At 75.5% G+C, this 20,763-nt stretch carries 18 protein-coding genes; 11 read left to right on the top strand and 7 right to left on the bottom strand.

The genetic code is table 11. The features are described from left to right. Positions 1 to 63: 63 nt before the first annotated feature. Together ACFWA9_RS26920 and ACFWA9_RS26915 are read right to left on the bottom strand one after the other, a co-directional pair. Positions 64 to 360, bottom strand: coding sequence for a hypothetical protein (locus tag ACFWA9_RS26920; protein WP_380390343.1), 297 nt, complete (start codon positions 358 to 360; stop codon positions 64 to 66). 259 nt (positions 361 to 619) lie between these two features. Beyond that, the gene (locus tag ACFWA9_RS26915; RefSeq protein WP_380390341.1) at positions 620 to 1,522 is read right to left on the bottom strand and encodes a LysR substrate-binding domain-containing protein; all 903 of its coding nucleotides are present in this window, start codon (positions 1,520 to 1,522) and stop codon (positions 620 to 622) included. 115 nt (positions 1,523 to 1,637) lie between these two features. Here ACFWA9_RS26915 and ACFWA9_RS26910 point away from each other — a divergent pair, with 115 nt between their 5' ends. The 5 genes from ACFWA9_RS26910 (at position 1,638) to ACFWA9_RS26890 (ending at position 6,771) form a co-directional block, all read left to right on the top strand. Then, entirely contained in the window at positions 1,638 to 2,564 is a 927-nt protein-coding gene (locus ACFWA9_RS26910; protein WP_380390339.1) for a pseudouridine-5'-phosphate glycosidase, read from the top strand. Positions 2,565 to 2,569: 5 nt separating this feature from the next. Next, the gene (locus ACFWA9_RS26905; RefSeq protein ID WP_380390337.1) at positions 2,570 to 3,457 is read left to right on the top strand and encodes a carbohydrate kinase family protein; all 888 of its coding nucleotides are present in this window, start codon (positions 2,570 to 2,572) and stop codon (positions 3,455 to 3,457) included. Between the two features lie 46 nt (positions 3,458 to 3,503). Next, positions 3,504 to 3,806 (top strand): hypothetical protein, encoded by a 303-nt coding sequence (locus ACFWA9_RS26900; protein ID WP_329491442.1) that lies wholly within the window; start codon positions 3,504 to 3,506, stop codon positions 3,804 to 3,806. A 150-nt stretch (positions 3,807 to 3,956) separates the two neighbouring features. Continuing rightward, the gene (locus ACFWA9_RS26895) at positions 3,957 to 4,193 is read left to right on the top strand and encodes a hypothetical protein (protein WP_359804775.1); all 237 of its coding nucleotides are present in this window, start codon (positions 3,957 to 3,959) and stop codon (positions 4,191 to 4,193) included. Between the two features lie 157 nt (positions 4,194 to 4,350). After that, positions 4,351 to 6,771, top strand: a complete 2,421-nt coding sequence (locus tag ACFWA9_RS26890) for a PKD domain-containing protein (RefSeq protein WP_380390336.1) — start codon at positions 4,351 to 4,353, stop codon at positions 6,769 to 6,771. Positions 6,772 to 6,849: 78 nt separating this feature from the next. On the opposite strand, the gene ACFWA9_RS26885 is transcribed toward ACFWA9_RS26890, so the two are convergent. Beyond that, complete coding sequence (locus ACFWA9_RS26885; RefSeq protein WP_380390334.1) at positions 6,850 to 7,776, bottom strand: aldo/keto reductase; 927 nt, start codon at positions 7,774 to 7,776, stop codon at positions 6,850 to 6,852. A 1-nt stretch (position 7,777) separates the two neighbouring features. Beyond that, the gene (locus ACFWA9_RS26880; protein WP_380390333.1) at positions 7,778 to 8,725 is read right to left on the bottom strand and encodes a reductase; all 948 of its coding nucleotides are present in this window, start codon (positions 8,723 to 8,725) and stop codon (positions 7,778 to 7,780) included. Positions 8,726 to 8,812: 87 nt separating this feature from the next. Between ACFWA9_RS26880 and ACFWA9_RS26875 the strand changes: the two genes are divergently transcribed. Continuing rightward, a complete protein-coding gene (locus ACFWA9_RS26875) occupies positions 8,813 to 9,733 on the top strand; it encodes a LysR family transcriptional regulator (RefSeq protein ID WP_352290697.1) in 921 nt (306 codons plus the stop codon). A gap of 217 nt (positions 9,734 to 9,950) precedes the next feature. Next, positions 9,951 to 10,343: a ribonuclease domain-containing protein gene (locus ACFWA9_RS26870; protein WP_380390331.1), complete on the top strand. Its 393-nt coding sequence runs from the start codon at positions 9,951 to 9,953 to the stop codon at positions 10,341 to 10,343. 373 nt (positions 10,344 to 10,716) lie between these two features. Here the strand turns inward: ACFWA9_RS26870 and ACFWA9_RS26865 are convergent, their stop codons facing one another. Genes ACFWA9_RS26865 through ACFWA9_RS26855 form a run of 3 tightly spaced genes read right to left on the bottom strand, consistent with a single transcriptional unit; the run spans position 10,717 to position 15,459 of the window. Further along, complete coding sequence (locus ACFWA9_RS26865) at positions 10,717 to 12,798, bottom strand: prolyl oligopeptidase family protein (RefSeq protein WP_380390329.1); 2,082 nt, start codon at positions 12,796 to 12,798, stop codon at positions 10,717 to 10,719. Further along, on the bottom strand, positions 12,791 to 14,257 hold the full coding sequence (locus ACFWA9_RS26860) for an MFS transporter (protein ID WP_380390327.1): 1,467 nt from the start codon (positions 14,255 to 14,257) through the stop codon (positions 12,791 to 12,793). Before ACFWA9_RS26860 ends, ACFWA9_RS26865 begins: the two co-directional genes overlap by 8 nt. Positions 14,258 to 14,274: 17 nt before the next feature. After that, a complete protein-coding gene (locus ACFWA9_RS26855; RefSeq protein ID WP_352290694.1) occupies positions 14,275 to 15,459 on the bottom strand; it encodes a radical SAM protein in 1,185 nt (394 codons plus the stop codon). 275 nt (positions 15,460 to 15,734) lie between these two features. Here ACFWA9_RS26855 and ACFWA9_RS26850 point away from each other — a divergent pair, with 275 nt between their 5' ends. From ACFWA9_RS26850 to ACFWA9_RS26835, 4 genes are read left to right on the top strand one after another with little or no spacing between them, the layout of a single operon-like run. Next, the gene (locus tag ACFWA9_RS26850) at positions 15,735 to 15,923 is read left to right on the top strand and encodes a hypothetical protein (RefSeq protein ID WP_380390325.1); all 189 of its coding nucleotides are present in this window, start codon (positions 15,735 to 15,737) and stop codon (positions 15,921 to 15,923) included. A 16-nt stretch (positions 15,924 to 15,939) separates the two neighbouring features. Next, the gene (locus tag ACFWA9_RS26845) at positions 15,940 to 19,095 is read left to right on the top strand and encodes an adenylate/guanylate cyclase domain-containing protein (protein ID WP_380390323.1); all 3,156 of its coding nucleotides are present in this window, start codon (positions 15,940 to 15,942) and stop codon (positions 19,093 to 19,095) included. Beyond that, on the top strand, positions 19,092 to 20,015 hold the full coding sequence (locus tag ACFWA9_RS26840) for a S8 family serine peptidase (RefSeq protein WP_380390321.1): 924 nt from the start codon (positions 19,092 to 19,094) through the stop codon (positions 20,013 to 20,015). The genes ACFWA9_RS26845 and ACFWA9_RS26840 overlap by 4 nt, the downstream gene beginning before the upstream one ends. Before the next feature lie 5 nt (positions 20,016 to 20,020). Continuing rightward, positions 20,021 to 20,683 (top strand): GAF domain-containing protein, encoded by a 663-nt coding sequence (locus ACFWA9_RS26835; RefSeq protein ID WP_380390319.1) that lies wholly within the window; start codon positions 20,021 to 20,023, stop codon positions 20,681 to 20,683. Positions 20,684 to 20,763: the final 80 nt, after the last annotated feature.

The following is a 20,763-nucleotide window of genomic DNA, read 5'->3' as shown; positions in this document are numbered from 1 at the left end:
CCACACCTGACGGTCGGTTCGCGCCTGCCCGCCCCGCCGGCGGGTGGCCCCGGCCCCGGGCGGTCAGCCGGCGTCCCGGCGCCCGGGCGCGCCCTCGGTCCACCGGTCCTGGACGGGCTCCCGGCCGCGGCAGGGGAGGTGCCGGTTCAGCGCGTCGCCGCAGTTGGCGGCCACCACGCGGCGCAGCCGGGCGGTCAGCCGGGCGGTGACCGGGTGGACCAGCCCGAGCAGCAGGGCGATGGCCCGGCGGTCGAGGCGTTCGACGGCCGCGGCCAGGGCTCGGCCGCCGTGCACCAGAGCGGTACAGGTCAGGGCGGTGCGGTGGGCGGCATGGTGCGAGAGTCTGCGGAACCGGTTCACATGGGTGCAACATTCCGGCCACCCGACCGGTTCTGGCCGGTTCCCCCTCTCTGGTGGCGAACGATTCGGCACGCGCCTCCCCCCGTACCCGGCCCGCCGTGGCGCACGCGGTGGCGCGTGCGCTGGCGCGACGGTGGCGTGAGCGGCGGCCGGCGGCTCGCATCCGCCGCCCTGGAGCTCAGCCGTCCTGGAGCTCAGCAGTCCTGGTGGTCAGCCGCCCTGGAGCTCAGTTGCCCGGGAGCTCAGCCGCCCTTGGAGGTCAGTCGCCCTGGAGCGTGCCCGCCTCCTGGCGGATCAGCTCGCGCAGCGCCGCCAGCCGGGGCCGGCCGTCGTCGAGCCGCCACTGCATCTCCAGCGGCAGGGTGGCCCGGCCGGCGAGCGTAACGGTGACCACCTCCTCGGTGAGGTGACCGGTCATCGAGCGGGGGACGAGCGAGAACGCCCGGTTCTGGGAGAGCAGGTAGAGCCGTGAGCCGACGATGCGCGGCGGGCTCACCAGGACCGGCGGCTCCACGCCGTGTTCGGAGCAGAGTCCGAGGACGTGGTCGTAGTAGCGCGGGTGCTGCTCGCGGGGCCAGAGCAGCAGCGGGAGGTCCCGCAGCTCGGACAGCCGGACGGCGTCGCGCCCGGCCAGTGGGTGGTCGCGGCCCAGCGCGACCCGGACGGGCTCGTCGGCGAGGGTCTCCCGCCGGTAGCCGGGCACCTCGTCCAGGAAGCGGCCCAGGCCGATGTCGGCCAGCTCGGCGGCCAGCGTCGAGGAGACGCGGCCGGTGTCGACGGCGAGCTCCGCGGTGTCCAGCGCGGGTAGTTCGCGCTCGGCCCGGCTGACCACGGCGGGCAGCAGCCGGTTCATCACGCTGGGGGAGGCGACGATCCGGGCGGTGCCCGTCCGCGCCTCCTCGTGCAGCCGGACCCGGGCGAGCAGGGCGGCGGCCTGGCCGAGGAGCCGGGCGCTCTCCTCGGCCATCACCTCGCCCGCCGGGGTGAGGGCGACGGCCCGGCGGCTGCGGTCGAAGAGCTCGACGCCGACCGCCCGCTCCAGCCGGGCGACCTCCTGACTGACCGTCGGCTGCGAGATGTGCAGGCGCTCGGCGGCGCGGCCGAAGTGCAGACCGTCGGCGACCGCGAGGAAGACTTCGAGCTGACGCAAGGTGAATCCCATAGTCGAAACCCTATGGGAAGGCCCGGTACTCCTTCTGGATCCCGATGCGAACCGTCCCTAGGCTGACCGGAACTGCCACGGCGTGGTGGCACCCCAGAGAGAGTTCGTGCCTCCCATGAGCGGACTGCCCATCCGGATCTCCGACGACGTCGCCCGGGCCGTCGCCGACGGCGCGCCCGTCGTCGCCCTGGAGTCGACCATCTTCACGCACGGCCTTCCGCGGCCCCGCAACCTGGAGGTCGCGCTGGAGGCGGAGGAGCGGTTGCGAGCCGCCGGGGTCGTCCCGGCGACGATCGGCGTCTTCGGCGGGGTGCCCACCGTGGGACTCGGCACGGACCAGATCAAGGAACTGTCCGAGTCGGACGACCTGGACAAGGCGAGCCTGCGCGACCTGCCGGTGGTCGCCGCGCTGGGCCGGCACGGCGGGACGACCGTCGCGGCCACCGCCTTCCTCGCCCACCGGGCGGGGATCCGGGTCTTCTCCACCGGCGGGCTGGGCGGCGTGCACTTCGGCGCGGCCGAGAGCTTCGACGAGTCCGCCGACCTCACCACGCTGGCCGCCACGCCCGTCACCGTGATCAGCGCGGGCGTGAAGTCGATCCTGGACATCCGGGCCACCCTGGAGCGCTTCGAGACGCTCAACATCCCCGTCATCGGCTACCGGACGCGCCGGTACCCCGGCTTCTACGTCACCGACTCCGGGCACGAGATCGCCTACCGGGTGGACTCCCCGGAGGAGGCCGCGCGGATCATCGCGGCCCGGGACGGGCTGGAGCTGCCCCAGGCCGTGCTGATCGCCAACCCGGTGGACCCGGCCGAGCAGCTGCCGCCCCAGGAGCTCGACGCGCTGCTGACCAGGGCCTGGGCCGAGGCCGAGCGCCGGGGCATCACCGGCAACGCCTCGACGCCGTTCCTGCTCGACTTCATCCAGCGCGACACGCAGGGCCGCAGCCTGGACGTCAACGTCGCGGTCTACCGGGGCAACGTCCGCCTCGGCGGCCGGATCGCCACCGCGCTGGCGGCGCTGCGGGGCGGGGAGTAGCGCCGGTGATCGAGGTACTCGGGGTACTCGGCGACCTCGTCGAGGACGTCGTCGTCTGGGTCGACGGGCCGCTGCGGCACGGCACCGACTCCACGGCCAGGGTCTTCCGGCGGCGCGGCGGCAGCGCGGCGAACGTCGCGGGATTCGCCGCCGGGCAGTGGCCCGCACGGTTCCTCGGCTGCGTCGGCGACGACCCGGCGGGGGACGCTCTGGTCGCCGAACTGACGGGCCACGGCGTCGACGTACGGGTCGTCAGGCGGGGGCAGACGGGCAGCATCGTCGTCCTCGTCGACGACGCCGGGGAGCGGACGATGCTCCCCGACCGGGGCGCGGCCACCCTGCTGGACACCGTGCCGGACGAGTGGCTCGCCGGTCTGACCCACCTGCACGTGCCCGCCTACTCCTTCGACGGGGAGCCGGTCGGGAGCGCGGCGGCCGACGCCCTGCGGCGGGTGCGCCGGGCGGGCGGCACCACCTCGCTCGACGCCTCCTCGACCGGCATGCTCGCCGGCTTCGGCCGGGAGCGCTTCCTCGCCCTGGCCGCCGAGTTGACGCCCACCCTGCTGTTCGCCAACCAGGAGGAGGCCGCTTTCCTCGGGCTCCTGGTGGAGGGCCGGCCCGGCCCGGAGCGGGCCCGGCTGGCGGGCACCACGGTGGTCACCAAAGCCGGTGCGGCGGCGACCACCGTGGACGCGCCCGGGCGGGCCCCCTTCGCGGTGCCCGTCCCGCCGGTCGGCGAGGTCCGCGACCTCACCGGCGCCGGCGACGCGTTCGCCGCGGGCTTCCTGGCCGGCTTCCTGGCCGAGGTCGGCCTGCGCGAGGCCACCGCGCGCGGCCACCGCTGCGCCGCCAGGGTGCTGGCCTCACCCGGGGCGTCCTTCGGCCCGCGCTGACCCGCCCGCCGCCGGTCGGCGGGGGCGGCCCGGATACCATTCCCCCGTGTCGGTCAACATCGAACTCGCCCTCTTCGTCGACGGCCTCACCGGCCGGGAGCAGGCGTGGGAGGTGGTGCACGCCCTCGCCGCCGTGCTGCGGGACGAGCGAATCGACGACGAGGTGCGGATCGGCGTGGGCGAGCTGGACGGGGAGTTCATCGTCTCGGGCGAGAGCGAGTACCCGCTGGTCATCACCCGCTTCTACGCCTGGCGGCCGGCGTTCGAGCGCGCCGTCACCGAGGCCGTCGGGAAGGTCGCGCCGCACGCCCGCCCGGCCGTCGAGTGGGGCTACCCGGACGAGCGCTGAGCGGACGGGCACGGGCTGACACGCCCACGGACGGCGCAGAGTCCGGCGCCGCGCACGGCCGGTCCGGTAGGGATGGCTCGTCCATCGCCGATCCGCGATGGCTCGTCCCCCGCCGATCCGAAAGGCCGACCCATGCTCCCGCTCAGCCCGATGCCGAAGCCGCTCCGCCACGCCGTCCGCGCGGCCGGTGCCGTCCTGCTGCTCGCCGCTCCGCTGCTGGCCGCCCACCCGGCGGCCGCCGAAGGCCCGAAGACGCCCCAGGAGGCCGCCGTCTGCCGCGGCGTGGTGGGCACCCTGGTCGGCGGATCCCTGCTGTTCGGCCCGGGCGGCGTCAACGCGGTCTGCGCCGTCCAGCCCGAGAAGACCCCGGCCGACGACCTGTCCTGACCCCCCGGCCCGGGGCCCGCCGCCGCAGCTCCGATACCGGGGTGCGGAGCTGCGGCGACGTCGTGGATACTGATCGCCGCGCAGGAGGGACGCCCTGGGTCTCTCGGCGTCCCCTGGACCGGCGCGCCACCAGAACGTCACACCAGGGGGATCAACTTTGTCGTTCCACCGTCGCGTTGGCATAGCCATCGCCGTCGCCTGCTCGGCCGGCGCGGGAACCGCGCTGCCTTCGGTCGCGCAGGCCGAGACCGCCGTGCTCTACGTGGACAACAGCACCACCGCGCACTGCTCGGACGCCGGGGCCGGCACCCAGGCCCAGCCGTACTGCGGCATCCAGGCCGCCGCGGACGCGGCCCAGCCGGGGCAGACCGTCCAGATCGCCCCGAACCGCACCTACCAGGGCATGATCACGGTCAGGCGCTCGGGCCTGCCCGGCAAGCCGATCGTCTTCAAGGCCGACATTCCCTACAAGGTCCCGGCGACGGGCGTCGAGGTCGGTCAGCAGGACGGGCCCGACGTCCCCGGCTACGGCTTCCTCATCTCGGGCGTGCACGACGTCTCCGTGACGGGCCTGCAGATCACGGCCCCGCAGGAGGGCGTGCTCGTCAAGGACTCCGAGCGGATCGTCCTGGACCGCACCATCGTGGGCGCGGGCAGCGGCGGCGCGGCCCAGCCGGGCCCGGCCGTCCGGATCACCGGCCACAGCGCCGGCGTCACGGTGAGCCGCAGCCAGATCGCCTCGGCCGGCCCGATCGGCGTGGCGGTCGAGGCCGGGGTGACGGGCACCGTCCTCACCACCAACCTGGTGACCGAGACGGACGGCCGGGGCGTGCTGGTCACCGACGCCCCCGGCACCGTCGTGGTCGGCAACACCTTCGGCCGTAACTGCCTGAGCGACATCGAGTTCGCGGGCAACTCCTCCGGCGCGACCGTCGAGAACAACGTGCTGGCGAAGCGCCCGGCGGACTGGTGCGGCGGCGTACCGGTCTCCTCGGTCGCGCTGACGGTGTCGGCGGGCTCGACCCAGGGCACCAAGGTCGACTACAACAGCGTCCAGCCCGCGCCGGGCGCCGCCGCCTACGCGTGGGGCGGCACCTCCTACGCGACGCCGGAGGCCTTCCGCGCCACCGGCCAGGGCGCCCACGACAACGGGGCCGACCCGGGCTTCTCCCAGTCGACCTCGGACTACCGGCCGATCGCGGTCGAGGGTCTGACGGACGCCGCCGACGCCTCGGCGCCCGGCGCCCTGGACACCGACCTCTACGGCGACCCGCGCGCCGACCACCCGAAGATCGCCAACACCGGTACCGGCAACGGCTACCAGGACCGCGGCGCCGTGGAACTGCAGGACACCATGAGCGTCATGGTGTCGGCGCTGCCCTACTCGACCACCGGGCACCCGCTGAACGCCCGGGCCACGGTCTGGTACACCCCCGGCTGGGCACCGGTCGGCGCCACCCTGGACTTCGGTGACGGCACCGCGCCGGTCCCGGTGACCTCGGGCAACAGCACCGTCGACCACGACTACCCGGCCGGCGGCAGTTACACGCTGACGCTCACCGCGACCAGCGAGACCGGCCTGGTCCGCACCTCCACCGGGACGGTGAAGCTGGCCCCGGTGGGCGAGCTCCGCCCGTCCTTCGGGGTGTACCAGCCCGATCGCACCGTCGCCCGGGTCACCGTCACGGACCGGACCGTCAGCCCCTGGCCGGTGGCCCGCTACGTCATCGACTTCGGTGACGGCACGGCCCCGGCCGTCAGCGAGGGACCGACCCCGCCGAGCGGTGTCACCCACGACTACGGCGTGGCCGGCACGTACACCGTCACCGAGACCGTCGTCGACGACCACGGCCGGACCGGCAGCACCGGGACCCAGCTGTACGTCGCCGGTCCGCAGGCCGGCGTGCCGTTCGCCGGGTACTTCGGCGGCCCCACCAGCCACGTCGGGCTCTTCGACAAGGGCCGTTGGGCGCTCTCCTACCAGAAGGCCTCCGGCCAGGCGAACCTGGTCTGGAGCCTCGGGGACCCGGGTGACCTTCCGGTGGTCGGCGCCTGGGACAACACCTGCCAGTGCCAGTCCGGCATCTACCGTCCGAGCACCGGCACCTTCGCCCTGCAGCACTCCGACAAGTCCGTCTCCACGGTCCAGTTCGGGGAGCCGGGCGACCTCCCGGTCGTCGGTGCCTGGGACCGCGACAACCACGACCAGCTGGCCATCTTCCGTCCGAGCACCAGCACCCTCGCGGTGCGCCACGACAACGGCAGCGTCTCCACCATGCGCTTCGGCGACCAGGGCGACCTCCCGGTGGTGGGTGACTGGGACGGCGTGCACCACGCCCAGTTCGGCGTCTTCCGCCCCGGGCGGAACGAGGGCGACCCGAACCTGTTCATCCTGCGGCACGACGACGGCAGCGTCTCCACCGCCGCCTACGGCGTCAAGGGTGACCTTCCGGTGGTCGGCGACTGGCTGGGCCGGGGCCGGACGACCTTCGGGATCTTCCGTCCGAGCAGCCACGTCTTCGCCCTGAGCAACGCCTACGGCGGGCAGAGCGACTCGGTGTTCACGATCTACGGCTGATCCGGGCAGTGCCGGCGGAGGGTCGGGGCGCGCAGCGACTGCGTGCCCCGGCCCTCCGCCGTTTCGACGCCCGGCGTCTCACCCGGTGGGCCCGGGCTGCGCCGGGCCGAACGGTGCGGCGGGTGAGCCGAGTTCGGAGAGTTCGGAGAGTTCGGCCGGGGTGAGGGTGAGGTCGGCGGCCGCGGCCGAGTCGCGGATGCTGGCGGACCGGCGGGCGCCCGGGATCGGGACGACGGCGGGGGACAGCGCGAGCAGCCAGGCCAGGCCGATCCGCTGGGGCGAGACGCCCCGCTCGGCGGCGATCCGGTGGAACGCGCCGGACGTGACGGCGACGTCGTCGGGGCCGTCGAGGGCACTGCGCGACAGCCCGCCGAGCGGACTCCACGGCAGGAAGGCCAGCCCCAGGCGCTCGCAGAGCCGCAGCTCCGGCTCGGCGGAGCGGACGGCGGGGGAGAAGCGGTTCTGGACCGAGACCAGGCCGGCGCCCAGGACGTCCCGGGCGACCAGGATCTGCCCCTCGTCGACGTTGGAGATCCCCGCGGCCCGGATCTTCCCGGCATCCAGCAGCTCGCGCAGGGCGCCCACCGACTCGGCCCACGGCACCCGGGGGTCGGGCTTGTGCAGCTGGTAGAGGTCGATCGCCGCCACGCCCAGGCGCCGCAGCGAGCCCTCGCAGGCCTGCCGCAGCCGGTCCGGGCGGCCGTCGACCGTCCAGGAGCCGTCACCGGGCCGGCCGCGCCCGCCCTTGGTGGCGACCAGCACGGCGGCGCGGTCGGCGGCCGTCCTGCTCGCCAGCGCGCGGGCCACCAGCCGTTCGTTGTGGCCGAGTTCGCCGGCGTGCCAGTGGTAGGAGTCGGCGGTGTCGATCAGGGTGACCCCGGCGTCGAGCGCGCTGTGCAGGGTGGCCAGGGCGGAGGCCTCGTCCGGGCGGCCCTCGACGGAGAGCGGCATCGCGCCCAGTCCGATCGCGCCGACGGCCGCGGCGCCGATGGTGCGCTGTCGCACGTCACGCCTCCCGCGGGGAGAGGGCGGCGGCCTCCGCCACGGCGTCCGGCAGCCAGTCGGCCAGCGGGGAGAACCGCAGGCCGAGCGCGACGGCGCGCCGGTCGTCCATCGGGTACCAGCGGTCGAAGGAGAACGGCGAGGCGTCCTCGCCGGCCGTCACCCGGTAGCGGGCGGTGGTCCCCAGCCGGTCGGCGATCAGCTCGCAGAGCCGGACCACGTCGAGCGCGTCCGGCGAGCACGCGTTCACCGGACCGGCGTCGTCGGAGGCCGCCGACCGCACCAGCGCGGCGGCGATCTCCTCGTGGTGGACGAAGGACGTGGGCCGCGGCCTCGCGTGCACCGCGACCGGCCGCCCGGCCGCGATCAGCTCCGTGTAGTGCGCCAGCCGGCCGGTGAAGTCCCGCGCCCCGCCGCCCAGGACGTGGGCGCTGCGCACGCTCGCCCAGGAGAACGGCGGATCCTGCGCGAGCACCGCCTCGGCCTGCCGCTTCCCCTCGGCGTACCCGGTCGCCTCGTCGGTGCGCCGGGCGAGCGCCGCCGGATCGTGCCACGGCAGCTCCGACGGGACGGCCCGGAGCGGGTCGACGGCGGACTCGGGCACCGGAACACCCTCGGTGGTGCGCACCAGGGGCGAGGTGGCCGGGTCGTACACCTCCATCGTCGAGGTCATCACGTACCGGCCGGTGCGGCCGGCGAACACCCGGCGGGCGACGGCCGCCTGGACGGGGGTGTAGAGCACCTGGTCGATCACCGCGTCGAAGTCGCGGCCGCCGAGTGCGGCGGCCAGCCCGGTCTCGTCGGACCGGTCGGCGCGGACGTGGTCGACCCCGGGCGGCGGCGGGGTCGAGCCGCGGTTGACGAGGGTGACGCGGGTACCGGAGTCCCGCAGCAGGTTGACCAGGCGCAGGCCGAAGTACCGGCTTCCGCCGATGACGCAGACGTTTCGCATGCCCCCACTCTGCTGCCGTACCGTCATCAGCGGAACTACCGACCTGCTGAACGAGTCATCAGCAGAACTGTCGACCGAGGGAACGCGATGATCGACGTACGGAGGCTCGGCGTGCTGCGGGCGGTCGCCGAGCACGGGAGCTTCAACCGGGCGGCCACCGCCCTGCGCCTCACGCCGTCCGCGGTGTCCCAGCAGGTCGCCGCGCTGGAGCGGGGCCTGGGCACGGCGGTCGTGGAGCGTTCCACCCGGGGTGTGCGGCTCACCGAGGCCGGACAGCTGCTGGTGGAGGCGGCCGCCGCGGTCGCCGCCGAACTGCGCCACGCGCAGGAGCAGATCGGCCGGCTGGGCGCGGCCCGGCCCCGGCTCACCCTCGCCACCTTCACCAGCGGCGGGCGGCACCTCCTGCCGGCGGCGCTGACCCGGTTCGCCGCCGACCACCCGGAGGTCGAACTGCGCATCCTGGAACGGGAGCCCGAGGACAGCCTGCCGATGGTGCGCGAGGGGGTGGCCGACCTCGCGCTCGCCTACCACTTCGACGGCCCCCTGCCGGTGCTCCCCGGAGACCGCTCCGGCCTGGACTGGACCCCGCTGATGGACGATCCGTTCTCGGTGGTGCTGCCCGACGGGCACCGGCTGGCCGGCCGCGAGGCCCTGGACCTCGCCGAACTCGCCGAGGAACGCTGGGTGCTGGGCTGCCTGAAGACCGAGACCTTCCTGCGCCGGTACGCGGCCGTGGCCGGCTTCGAACTGCGGGTGGCGGGTTCCACGACCGACTACTTCTTCGCCCGCACCCTGGTCGCGGCCGGGGTCGGCGTCTCGCTGGTCCCGTCCGTCGCGCTCGACCCGGCGCTGTCCGGCACCCGGGTGGTGCCGGTGGTGGCGCCCCGCCCCGCCCGGCACTTCGGGATCGCCGTCGCCCGGGGCCGGCGCCCGTCACCGTACGCCGAGTCGCTGGCCGCGCTGCTCCGGGAGGGGGCCGCGGCGGGCGGGCGCGGGGCCCGGGGCTGACCGACCGGATGGGGCTGACCGGGGCCGACCGGGCCGACCGGGCCGTTCGGAGCTGTCCGGACGGCCCGGGCGCGCGTTCGGCGCGCGGGCGTCCGTGCGCCGGGTGTCCGGCCGCCCGAGTACGGTTCAAGTCGCCCGTCCGTCCGGCGACTTACCCGCAGGTGAAGAGTTGGATCAGGCCTTCCGGTGCCGCTCCGTGCCTGGTCACACTGTTGTCATGACCCGCACTCTATGCGCGTGGAAGACGCGCGCCGCCGCCGTCACCGTCGTCGCCCTGCTGACCCTCGCCCCCGCCGTGACCGCCACCGAGGCCCACGCCACCGTGAGCGGCTCGGTGTGCCTCTCCGCGCTGCCGGCCGAGGCCGACCACACCCTCGACCTCATCGCGAGCAACGGCCCGTTCCCGTACTCCCAGGACGGCGTCGTCTTCCAGAACCGCGAGCGCGTCCTGCCGAGCAGGTCCACCGGCTACTACCACGAGTACACCGTGGTGACCCCCGGCTCGCCCACCCGCGGCGCCCGCCGCATCGTCACCGGCCAGGCGTACCGGGAGGACTACTACACCGGCGACCACTACGCGACGTTCCGGCTGATCAAGTTCACCTGCTGACCTGCTGACCTGCTGACCTGCTGACCCTGCTGCCGGCCCCTGACCCCGCTCCGCCCGCCCTGCCCGGCCCCCGACGGACCCGTCGGGGGCCGGCCTGGTGGGCGCGCCCGGCCAGCCGCCGCGCTCCGGCACACGCCGGCCGCCAGCCCGGTTCTCGGCGATGATCCGCCGGAACACCGCCCCGAGAGCGGGCTCGTCGGACTCCTCGCCCTCGCGGACGGCGACCGTACGCGCGGTCGTGTCGTCGTGGCCGCCGGTGGTGGTCCCGCGCGGGGCGGTCCCGTAGCCGGCCGGGGCGAAGCTCCTGCTGCCGCGGACGGGGTCCGTCGTCGCGGGAGTGACGCCCGGGGTGAGCCGCGCTGCGGTCCCCGGGTCAGAAGCCCGCCGGAAGGCCGAGGCGGTCGGCGAAGAAGGCGAGGAGGTCGGCGAAGAGCGCGGTGCGGCGGGAGGCGGCGCGGGCGCCGTGGCCCGCGCCGCGTTCCAGGCGGAACAGGACCGGCTGCCCGCTGCCGGTCGCGGCCTGGAGGGCGGCCGTCATCTTGCGGGCGTGCAGCGGGTCCACCCGGCTGTCGCCGTCGAAGACGGCGAACAGGACGGCGGGGTAGCGGGTGCCGGCGCGGACGTGGTGGTACGGGGAGTAGGAGAGCAGCCGGGCGAGCTGCGCCGGATCGGCGGCCGTGCCGTACTCGCCCGTCCAGCTCGGCCCGAGGCCGGAGAGTTCGTAGCGCGCCATGTCGAGCAGGGGGGCCATGCAGACCACCGCCCCGAAGCTCGCGGGCCGCTGGGTCAGGGCGGCGCCCACCAGCAGGCCGCCGTTGGAGGCGCCCCAGATGCCGAGCTGTCCGGGGGTGGTCCAGCCGGTGGCCACCAGGTGGTCGGCGGCGGCGTGGAAGTCGTCGAAGGTGTTCTGCTTCCGGTCGAGCATCCCGTCGCGGTGCCACTGCTCGCCCTCCTCGCCGCCGCCGCGCACGTTGGCGACGGCGTAGACCCCGCCGGCCCGGACCCAGGCGAGGGCCTCCGGCGCGTACCCGGGCGTCAGCGACTGTCCGAAGCCGCCGTAGCCGGTGAGGATCGCCGGCCGGGGGCGGTCCGGGCCGCCGCGCCGGGCGAGCAGGAACATCCGGACGGTGGTGCCGTCCCGGGAGGTGAAGGCGAGTCGGCGGGTTTCGAGGCGGTCGGCCGGATCGTCGGCCGGGTCGACGGCGGGCTCGGCCACGGCGGCCCCGGGGACGGGCCAGGGCGTCACCGCACCGGTGCGGGTGTCGTAGCAGAGCACGGCCGGGGGAGTGGCGAAGTCGGTGTGGACGAACCAGGCCCGGTGGGCGTCGGTGGCGGCGACCCGGACCTTGCCGACGGTGCCCAGCGGGGGGACGGGCACCGGGCCGAGCGGCCGGCCGTCGGCCAGGTCGTGCAGGGTGACCTCGCCGACGGCGTGCCGGGTGCGGACCACCAGGGCGAGCGGGCGGTCCGGATCGGGACCGTCGAGGATCGCGAAGTCCTCCAGGACGGCCTGCGGGTCCTCCGGGATCAGTTCGGTCCAGGTGTCCGGCGTGGGGGCGCCCGGGGTGGTGACCACGACCCGGCCCCGGGGCGCGTGCAGGTCGGTGGTGAGCCAGCAGCGGCCGTCCGGCGCGGTGCCGGGGCGCAGGTGCGGCTGGGACCGCGCGTCGAGGCCCTCCTGGAGCGGGCGCAGCCGGGGCCGGTCCGGCCGGTCCTCGGTCAGGTCGGCGATCCAGAGGTCCCGGCGGGGCACCGCGCCGGCGGCGGCGCCGACGACCAGCCAGCGGCCGTCCGCGCTGGTCCGCACGGTGTAGTGCTGGGTCTTCGCCCGGCCGGTGCCGAAGACCACCGCGTCCTGCTCGGGGTCGGCGCCGATCAGGTGCAGCTGGACCCGGCGGTGGTACTGGCCCTCGCCCGGGTGGAGCGCGGGGTGCAGCCGGCGGACGTAGTAGAAGCCGTCGGCGTCGGGCAGCCAGGCGACGGTGCTGCGGCGGACCCGGTCGATCGGGCCGTCCAGGACGCGGCCGGTGTCGACGTCCAGGACGAAGAGGGCGGCGTTCTCGGTGCCGCCGGACGCCACCTGGTAGGCGAGCCGGCGGCCGTCCCAGGACGGCTCCCACTCCTCCAGGGTGGTGCCGCCGGTCGGGTCGAGCAGCGCCGGATCCACCAGGACCCGGACGGCGCCGGAGGGTTCGACGACGACCAGCTCGGGGTGTTCGGCGCCGGGGAGCGAGCGGGTGAGGAACAGCCGCGCGCCGGCCGGGCGGGGGGCGGAGCGGGCACCGAGGCGTTCGGACAGCTCGGTGAGCCGGGCCTCGGCACTCGCGCGCGCCCGCCAGCCGTCGGCGGCGGCGCGGTAGCGGGCGTCCTGCTTCTGCGTCCACTCCTGGACGGCCGGGTCGTCGGCGTCCTCCAGCCAGCGGTACGGGTCGGGCGGCGGCGGGCCGTCAGTCATCCGAGCTCCTCCCGGGGTCGGTGCCGGCCGGTGCGGCGGCGGGTCCGGTGCCGGGCGCGGGGGTGCGGCCGGGGGCGGGCGGGGCGGCGTGCGCGACGACGGCGGGTTCCGCCGGCTGCTCCGGGTCCGCCTCCGGGGCCGGAGCCGTCCGGATGCCCGGGGCCGGAGCCGCCCGGGTGCCCGGGGCCGGTCCGGCCTGCGCGTCCAGGTCCGGGGTGGCCGGTGGCCCGGCCGCCGGCTGAGCGTCCCCGTCGGCCGCCGGCCCGGCGGCGAGCCGTTGGGTGGTCCGCAGCGGAATCCAGCCGCCCGCGGTGACCGCCGCCGTCAGCACCGCCATCACCGCCCAGGTGCCCGCCCCGCCGAGGCCCTGCAGCAGCGCGCCGGCCGCGACCGGGCCCAGCGCGGCCAGGCCGCTGAGCAGCAGGCCGGTGGCGGCGCTGACCCGGCCGATCAGGTGCCGGGGGGTCTGCCCGAACAGGGCGTGCCCGACCACCACGCCGGCGGCCGGCGAGAGCATCATCAGCAGCGTCAGCAGGGCGGCGACCACCCCGGGCGCGAAGGTCAGCGTGAACACCGCCAGCACCGCCGTCCAGCCCACCCCGATGCCGAGCAGGATGGTCGGCACGCTCAGCCGCTTGACGAACCACGGCGCCAGCAGGGAGCCGACGATCCCGCCGACGCCCGCGCAGGACAGCACGGGTCCGATCACCCAGCCGGAGGCCCCGTTGGCCCGCAGCTCCAGGATGACGATCACATCGATGGCGGCCGCGACCAGATTGATGACGGCCGCGTACACCAGGATGACGAACAGCTCGCGCCGGCGGACCAGCCAGCGGATGCCCGCCGTCAGCCCGCGGTCCTCGGCCCGTGGCTCCGCGGCCGTGGGGCGGACGGTGATCCGCCAGATCAGGGCGGCCGACACGGCGTAGGAGAGCGCGTCCACGGCGAACGGCAGCATCCGGTCGGCGGCGTAGAGGACGCCGCCCAGCGCCGGCCCGGCCAGGCTGACGGCGGCCTGGAGGGCCTGGCCCATGCCCAGCGCGTCGGCGAGGTCCTCCTTGGCGACGACGTCCCGGGTGAGCACGGTGTTGGCGGGTCCGAACATCGCGGTGGCGATGCCCTCCACCGCGGCCACCAGCAGCAGTTGGGCGTAGGACGGGGAGCCCCAGAGGGCGACCAGCGGGATGGTGGCCACCGCCACCAGACGCACCAGGTCGGTCGTCAGCATGACCCGGCGCCGGTTCCACCGGTCCACCAGGCCGCCGGCCGGGAGGCGGAAGCCGAGCCTGGTGACCAGGGCGACGGTGGCGACCGCCCCGGCCTGCGCCGCGTTGCCGCCCAGGCTCAGCACCAGCAGCGGGTAGGCGATCGTCGACATCGCCGAGCCCAGGTTCGACGTGAGGTCGGCGAGGAAGGACCGCCGGAAGTCGCGGTTGGTGCGCAGCACGCCAGCCAGCATGGCCGCCCCCTCCCCGGCTACAGCCGGCCGGTGGCGTGCAGGTGGTCGAGGATCCGCGCGTCGACGTTGTCCTGGAAGCGCGTCATGACCTCGGTGTCGGCCTGCTCGTACTCGTAGCCGCAGGTCACCCAGCGGTCGGCCACCGAGCCGGTCTCCAGGTAGCCGTGGTCGACGTGTCCCACCTCGAAGCCCGGCTTGCCGGCCGACTGCCAGCTGCTGAACAGCGTGCCGTCGGCGTTGATCACGGCGCCCTCGCGGCCGCCGGGTTCGGAGCAGATCTGGCAGGTGGTCCGCATGCTCGGCTTGGCGAAGCGGTAGCCGCGTTCGAGCGCCTCGACCGCCCACTCGACGAAGCGGTCCTCCACCTGCCGGGCCCGCGCGAGGTCGTTGCGGTACCCGATCCCGGAGTCGCCGACCCAGGCGTAGGTGAACGTGCACCGGCTCGGGTCGACCTTGCCGTCGAGCTGGCCGAAGAGCGCGCCGATCCGGTCCACGTTGTGGTGGGAGACGTTCACCCGGAAGTTCCAGGAGAGCCGGGTGGCCTCGGTGGCCGCCGCCACGTTGGCGACGATGGTGTCGAAGGTGCCCCCGCCGGCGTGCGTGACCCGGGTCGCGTCGTGGTCCTCCCGGCTGCCGTCGAAGGTGATCTGCACCGCGCGCAGCCCGGCGGCGCCGAGCTGGACGGCCCGCCGCCCGGTCAGCAGCACGCCGTTGGTGGTCATGGCGGCGGTGGCGAGCCCCAGGGGCGTGCAGCGCTCCAGCAACTCCACGCAGCCGCGCGGGTTGAGCAGCGGCTCGCCGCCGAACAGCAGCAGGTAGAGCCGGTCCAGGCCGGCCTGCGCCATCCGCTCGGCGGTGAAGTCCACGATCCGGTCGATGGTCCGGGTGTTCAGCCGGCGGAGGTTGATCCGGGGCGGGCGGTGGCCGCCCTTCGGGTCCTGGCCGGTGTTCTGGAAGCAGTAGCCGCAGCCGAGGTTGCAGGCCGTGCTGGTCAGCACCGTCAGCGCGAAGGACTTCGCGGTGCGCTCCCGGTACGCGCCCGCGTCGCGCAGGAACTCGTCGATGTCCGGCCGCACCCGGCCGTCGGCCGCGACGTGCTCCGGTTTGAGCAGGGTCCACGTCCGGTTGCCGATGAACCACCAGCCGCGGTCGCTCCTGATCAGGCGGGGCGCGTCCACCTCGTCCAGCCGGGTGCCGATCATTGCTCTCCCTGGGGTCGGCGGGAAACGGCCGCCGTCGGCGGGCCCTGACAGCGCGAGGCTAGGCAGCCGTGGTTTGCCGCCGGTATGCGACAGGTTGACGGGCAGCTTCCGGCCGGGTCGGACGGCCGGGGCATCCACCGTCCGGCCCGGGTCGGGGCGGCCGGGGCGCCGACGGGGGCATACCGGACGTAAACCGAACCCCAACTGGCCGCTCCTAGGCTCATGGCGACGACCAGAACGCCTGACCTCGACGTCATGGAAGAGGGCTGATCGACGTGCCCGAGCCGACCCCCGCCGACCTGCCCCCCGACCTCTCGGACGCCCTGCTCGACGACCTGCCGGACCTGCCCGACACCCTCCCGGGCGCCGCGCCGGCCGACGACGAACCGGAGGTCGTCCTGCACTCCGCGGACGGGGACGACGGCGAAGCCCCCTGGTGCATAGGCAACATGACGGCGTACTGACCGGAGGGCCCCACCGATGAGCTGCCCGTCCTGCGCCACGGAACTCCCCGCGGACGCGCGATTCTGCGCCCGGTGCGGCACCCCGGTCACCCCCCCGACCCCGGCGGCCGAGGAACGCCGGGTCGTCACCGTGCTGTTCTGCGACCTCGTCGGATCGACCGAGCTGTCCGGCAAGCTCGACGTCGAGGTGCTCCGGTCGATCCTGCTGCGCTACTACGAACTGATGGAACGTCAGATCGACTCCCGTGGCGGGATCGTGGAGAAGTTCATCGGCGACGCCGTGATGGCCGTCTTCGGCCTCACCGCGACGCAGGAGGACGACGCGCGCCGGGCGCTGGAGACGGCGGCGGACATGCTGACCGCCCTCGACGGCCTCAACATCCAGCTGGAGCGCGACCACCGGGTCCGGCTCGGAGTCAGGATCGGCGTGCACACCGGTGAGGTGGTCACCACGGCCGATCCGGCCAGGCGGCAGGCGCTGGTCTCCGGCGAGGTGGTCAACGTCGCCGCCCGGCTGGAGCAGGCCGCCGGCCCCGGCGAGATCCTGCTCAGCGCGCAGACCTGGCGGGCCTGCGGTTCCGGGCTGACCGTCGCCGAGGTCGGCCCGGTCGAGCTGAAGGGCGTGGCCGGGCCGATCGAGGCCGGCCGCCTGCTGGGCCTCTCCGAGCCCGAGCGCGCGCCCCGCTCCGACGTGCCGTTCGTCGGCCGCGAACGCTACCTCAGCGAACTCGACCTGGCCTGGCGGCGGGTGGCCGAGGAGAGCGACGTCCACGTCCTCACCCTGCTCGGGGAGGCGGGCATCGGGAAGACCCGCCTGGTCGACGAATGGCTGCGCCGCTCGGCCCCCGCCGCGGAGGCGGTCGGCACCGGCCGCTGCCGGGCGGCCGGCACCGGCGGCTCGCTGCACGCGCTCGCCGAGTGCGTCGCCCCGCTGGCCGAGGAGGCCGGGCGGCACGCGCTCGACGGCTCGGCCACCGCCGCCGCGCTGGCCCTGCTGCGCACCGGGCTGCTGCTGGACGGCACCCCGGCCCCCTCCGAGGACGACACCTGCGCCGCGGTCGCCCACGTGCTCACGGTGCGCACCGGCGACCACCCGATGCTGCTCGTCGTCGACGACCTGCACTGGGCGGACCAGCCCTTCCTCGCCCTGCTCGACCGGCTGGTGGAGGACCTGCGCCGGCTGCCGATCCTGGTGCTCTGCCTGGCCCGCCCCGAGCTGATGGACTCCTGCCCCGGCTGGGGAACGGGCCGGGCGAACTCGACCACGGTGACCATCACCGGCCTCTCCCCGGCGGACTCCGCCGTCCTCGCCGCCCACCTGGTCGACCTCGCCCTGCACAGCCCGGCGGCCACCGAGCAGATCGTGGCCCAGGCCGACGGCAACCCGCTCTACCTGGAACAGCTCGCCGCGACGGTCGAGGAGGCGGGCGGCACCGAGGGCCTGCCGCCCAACCTGCACGCGCTGCTCGCCGCCCGGATCGACCGGCTGGACGAGGCGGACCGGACCGTGCTGCGCCAGGCCTCGGTGGTGGGGCGCGAGTTCGACGCCGAGGACCTCGGCGCCCTGGCCGGCGAGCCCGGGCTGCCGGCCGTGAGCACGGCGGTGCTGCGCACCCTGACCCGGCGCGGCCTGGTGAAGCCGATGCGCCGGCCGTTCGGTGCCGGCGCCGCCTACTGCTTCGTCAACGGCGTGACCCAGCGGGTCGCCTACGAGGGGCTCACCAAGGTCCGGCGCGGCGAACTCCACGAGCGCTACGCCGAGTACCTGCTGCGCGCCGGGCGCCCGGACGCGCTGGTCGGCACCCATCTGGAGCAGGCCTACCGGTACCGCAGCGCGGTCGGCCGCCGCACCGAGCGCAATCCGCTGCTGCGCCGGCGGGCGCTGCGCCACCTGGCCCGGGCCGGCGTCGGCGCGCTCGGCCGGGTCGACCTGCCGTGGGCGCTCACCCTCCTCCAGCGGGCCGCCGACCTCGCCGACCCGGGCGACCAGGGCCGGCCCGAGGTGCTGCAACGGCTGGGCGAGGTGCTGCTGGCACTCGGCCGCTCCGACGAGGCGCGCGAGGTGCTGGTCCGCGCCGTGGCGGAGGCCGGCGAGCACGGCGCGGCGGGAACGGCCGCCCACGCCCGGCTGCACCTCGCCGCGTGCGAACACGACGACGCCGCGCTGGAACGGGCGGCCGTCGACGGCCTGACGGTCTTCCGGGCCTGCGGCGACGAACTCGGGATGGCCCGGAGCCGCCTGGTGCTCGCCGGGTCCTGCCAGCGGCGCGGGCAGCACGGCGAGGCGGTGGCGGCGCTCGGCCACGCCCTCACCCACTCGCTCGCCGCGGCGGCCGACCGGGAGCTCGCCAACACCCTGGGCGCGACGGGGCTCTCGCTCTGGCACGGCCCGGAGCCGGCGCCGTCCGCCGCCGCCCGGTGCGAGGACCTGCTGGCCACGCACGGCGCCGACCGGCTGGCCGTGCAGGTCACGCTCGGGTTCCCGCTCACCGTGCTGCACGCCCTCCAGGGCCGGTCCGACCGGGCCGCCGAGTGCCTGGCCGACGTCCGGCGCGCGATGGCGGCGCTCGCCTACGGCGAGGGCGCGGTGTTCGGGCCGCTGCTCGACGGCACGCTCGCCGCGCTGGCGGACCGGCCGGAGCAGGCGCAGGCGGCCCTGCGCGAGGCGCTGGACGCGGCCCGGGCCCTCAACGCGGGCGGCCTGGTCCGCACCACCGCGCTCGAACTGGCCCGCGCCCAGCTCGCGGCGGGGCAGTGGCGCCGGGCCGCCGAGCTGGTGGAGGACCAGACGGTCGCCGACGCGCACCCGGTGGTGCAGGCCAACCGGTACGGCGTCCAGGCCAGGATCCGGGCGCTCGGCGGCGAGCATCCGCAGGCCCTCGCGCTGGCCCGGCGGGCCGTGCTGCTCGCCCACCGCACCGACTCGCCCGCCGACCAGGCGACCGCCTGCCTCGACCTCGCGTACACCCGTGCCCTGGTCGGCCGGCCGAAGCAGGCCCGGGCGGCGCTGCTGGCCGCGCGGCGCCGCTTCGAGGCGAAGGGGCACCTGGTCGGCGCGGCCCGGACCGGGCTGCTGGCGGAGGAGCTCGGCCTGGCCCGGGAACCCGGCCGGGAGCAGGACCGCGGCCCGGGCGGGGCGGACGGGCCGGCGGAAGGGGGGAGCGGCCGATGACCGCCACCGGGACCGGTTCCGCCCCGGGCACCGCCGACCGGACCGCCGCCGCCGACCGGACCGCCGCCGCCGGCCGGACCGCCGCCGCCGACCGGACCAACACCGCCGCCCGGGCCACCGCGCTGACCTGGAACCTGCTCGACCGCCGCCCCGCCGACATCCCCGTCGCCGCCTCCGAGACCGTGCCCGTCACGCCCGACTGGGCGTACGGCGGCGCGGACGGCAGCGGCGTCCGGGTCTGCGTCGTCGACAGCGGAGTCGAGGCGGGCCATCCGCAGGTCGGCGAGGTGGTCGCCTCGCACGCCGTGGTCGGGCGCGACGGCGGCCTGACGGTGGAGCGGGTGGAGCCGATGGACACCTGCGGCCACGGCACGGCCTGCGCCAGCATCGTCCGGCGGGTGGCCCCCGGCTGCGAACTGCACAGCGTCCGGATCCTCGGAGAGAACGGCGGCGGCACGGGGGCCGCCCTGCTCGCCGGGCTGAGCTGGGCCATCGAGCAGCGCTTCGACGTGATCAACCTGAGCCTGTCGACCTCGCGCCCGCAGTTCAGCCAGGTGCTGCGGGAGATGGCCGACGACGCCTACTTCAACCGCTCGGTGATCGTCGCCTCGGCGCACAACTCCCGGATCGAGAGCTTCCCCTGGCGGTTCTCCTCGGTGATCTCGGTCGGCAGCCACGCCGAGGACGACTCGGACCTCGTGCTCTACAACCCGGACCCGCCGGTGGAGTTCTTCGCCCGGGGGCAGGCGGTGCAGGTCGCCGGGCCGAACGGCAGCACCACCCGCAACACCGGCAACAGCTTCGCGGCGCCGCACGTCACCGGACTGAGCGCGCTCATCCTCGGCAAGCACCCTCGTCTGACGAGCTTCGAGCTGAAGACGATCCTCTACCTGACGGCAGCCAACGTGCGGGGAGTGTGAGATCCATGGACCAGTCGGCGGACTCCACGGCGATGATCGCGGCGATCTCGGGCGCCCTGGCCGATCCCGGCCCGGACGACCGCGAACTGCTGTCCTCCATCGTGCGGGTGGCGCGTTCGATCTTCGGCGCCGCCGCCAGCTCGATCTTCCTGTTCGACCGGGAGGAGGACCAGCTGGTCTTCGAGGCCGTCTCCGGGGAGGGCGAGGACTTCCTGGTCGGCACCAGGTTCCCGGCGCACCGGGGGATCGCCGGCTGGGTCGCCGACACCGGGGAGCCGGTGACGGTCGACGACCTGCGCGGCAGCGCGATCTTCGCCCAGGACCTCGCGGAGCGGACCCGCTACGTGCCGGACGCGATCATGGCGGCCCCGGTCGTCCACCGGGACGAGATCCTCGGCGTCATCCAGGTGCTCGACCCGCACCCGCAGTCCCGCTCCAGCCTGGCCGACCTGGACCTGCTGGTGGCCTTCGCCGGCCAGGCCGGGCTCGCCCTGCACGGCCTGGTCCGCAGCCGGGCGGCCCGCAGCGCGCTGGCCCTCGGCGGTGCGGAGTTCGAGCGGCTGGCCGGCATCGTCCAGGTCCTCGGCGCGCTGGCGCCCGAGCAGCGGGCCAGCGGGCTGCGGCTGGTCGAGTCCCTGCACGAGGTGCTCGCCGCGATGGCGCGCTGACCGGGCGGCGGGGTCGCGGGGCGGTGGTGCGGCGGGGTGGCGGGGCGGCGCGCTGACCGGGCGGCGAGGCCGTCCCGGTC

Source organism: Kitasatospora sp. NPDC059973 (genome assembly GCF_042737525.1).
Taxonomy (GTDB): domain Bacteria; phylum Actinomycetota; class Actinomycetes; order Streptomycetales; family Streptomycetaceae; genus Kitasatospora.
Note: the sequence above shows the minus strand (reverse complement) of the source record. Positions and strands in the feature narration are given on the sequence as shown.

What these genes read in the sequence shown, in the direction of transcription:
- ACFWA9_RS26915 (WP_380390341.1), bottom strand. Translation starts at nt 1,522, where the DNA reads ATGGGATTCACCTTGCGTCAGCTCGAAGTCTTCCTCGCGGTCGCCGAC.
- ACFWA9_RS26910 (WP_380390339.1), top strand. Translation starts at nt 1,638, where the DNA reads ATGAGCGGACTGCCCATCCGGATCTCCGACGACGTCGCCCGGGCCGTC.
- ACFWA9_RS26895 (WP_359804775.1), top strand. Translation starts at nt 3,957, where the DNA reads ATGCCGAAGCCGCTCCGCCACGCCGTCCGCGCGGCCGGTGCCGTCCTG.
- ACFWA9_RS26880 (WP_380390333.1), bottom strand. Translation starts at nt 8,725, where the DNA reads ATGCGAAACGTCTGCGTCATCGGCGGAAGCCGGTACTTCGGCCTGCGC.
- ACFWA9_RS26875 (WP_352290697.1), top strand. Translation starts at nt 8,813, where the DNA reads ATGATCGACGTACGGAGGCTCGGCGTGCTGCGGGCGGTCGCCGAGCAC.
- ACFWA9_RS26870 (WP_380390331.1), top strand. Translation starts at nt 9,951, where the DNA reads ATGACCCGCACTCTATGCGCGTGGAAGACGCGCGCCGCCGCCGTCACC.
- ACFWA9_RS26865 (WP_380390329.1), bottom strand. Translation starts at nt 12,798, where the DNA reads ATGACTGACGGCCCGCCGCCGCCCGACCCGTACCGCTGGCTGGAGGAC.
- ACFWA9_RS26860 (WP_380390327.1), bottom strand. Translation starts at nt 14,257, where the DNA reads ATGCTGGCTGGCGTGCTGCGCACCAACCGCGACTTCCGGCGGTCCTTC.
- ACFWA9_RS26855 (WP_352290694.1), bottom strand. Translation starts at nt 15,459, where the DNA reads ATGATCGGCACCCGGCTGGACGAGGTGGACGCGCCCCGCCTGATCAGG.
- ACFWA9_RS26845 (WP_380390323.1), top strand. Translation starts at nt 15,940, where the DNA reads ATGAGCTGCCCGTCCTGCGCCACGGAACTCCCCGCGGACGCGCGATTC.
- ACFWA9_RS26840 (WP_380390321.1), top strand. Translation starts at nt 19,092, where the DNA reads ATGACCGCCACCGGGACCGGTTCCGCCCCGGGCACCGCCGACCGGACC.
- ACFWA9_RS26835 (WP_380390319.1), top strand. Translation starts at nt 20,021, where the DNA reads ATGGACCAGTCGGCGGACTCCACGGCGATGATCGCGGCGATCTCGGGC.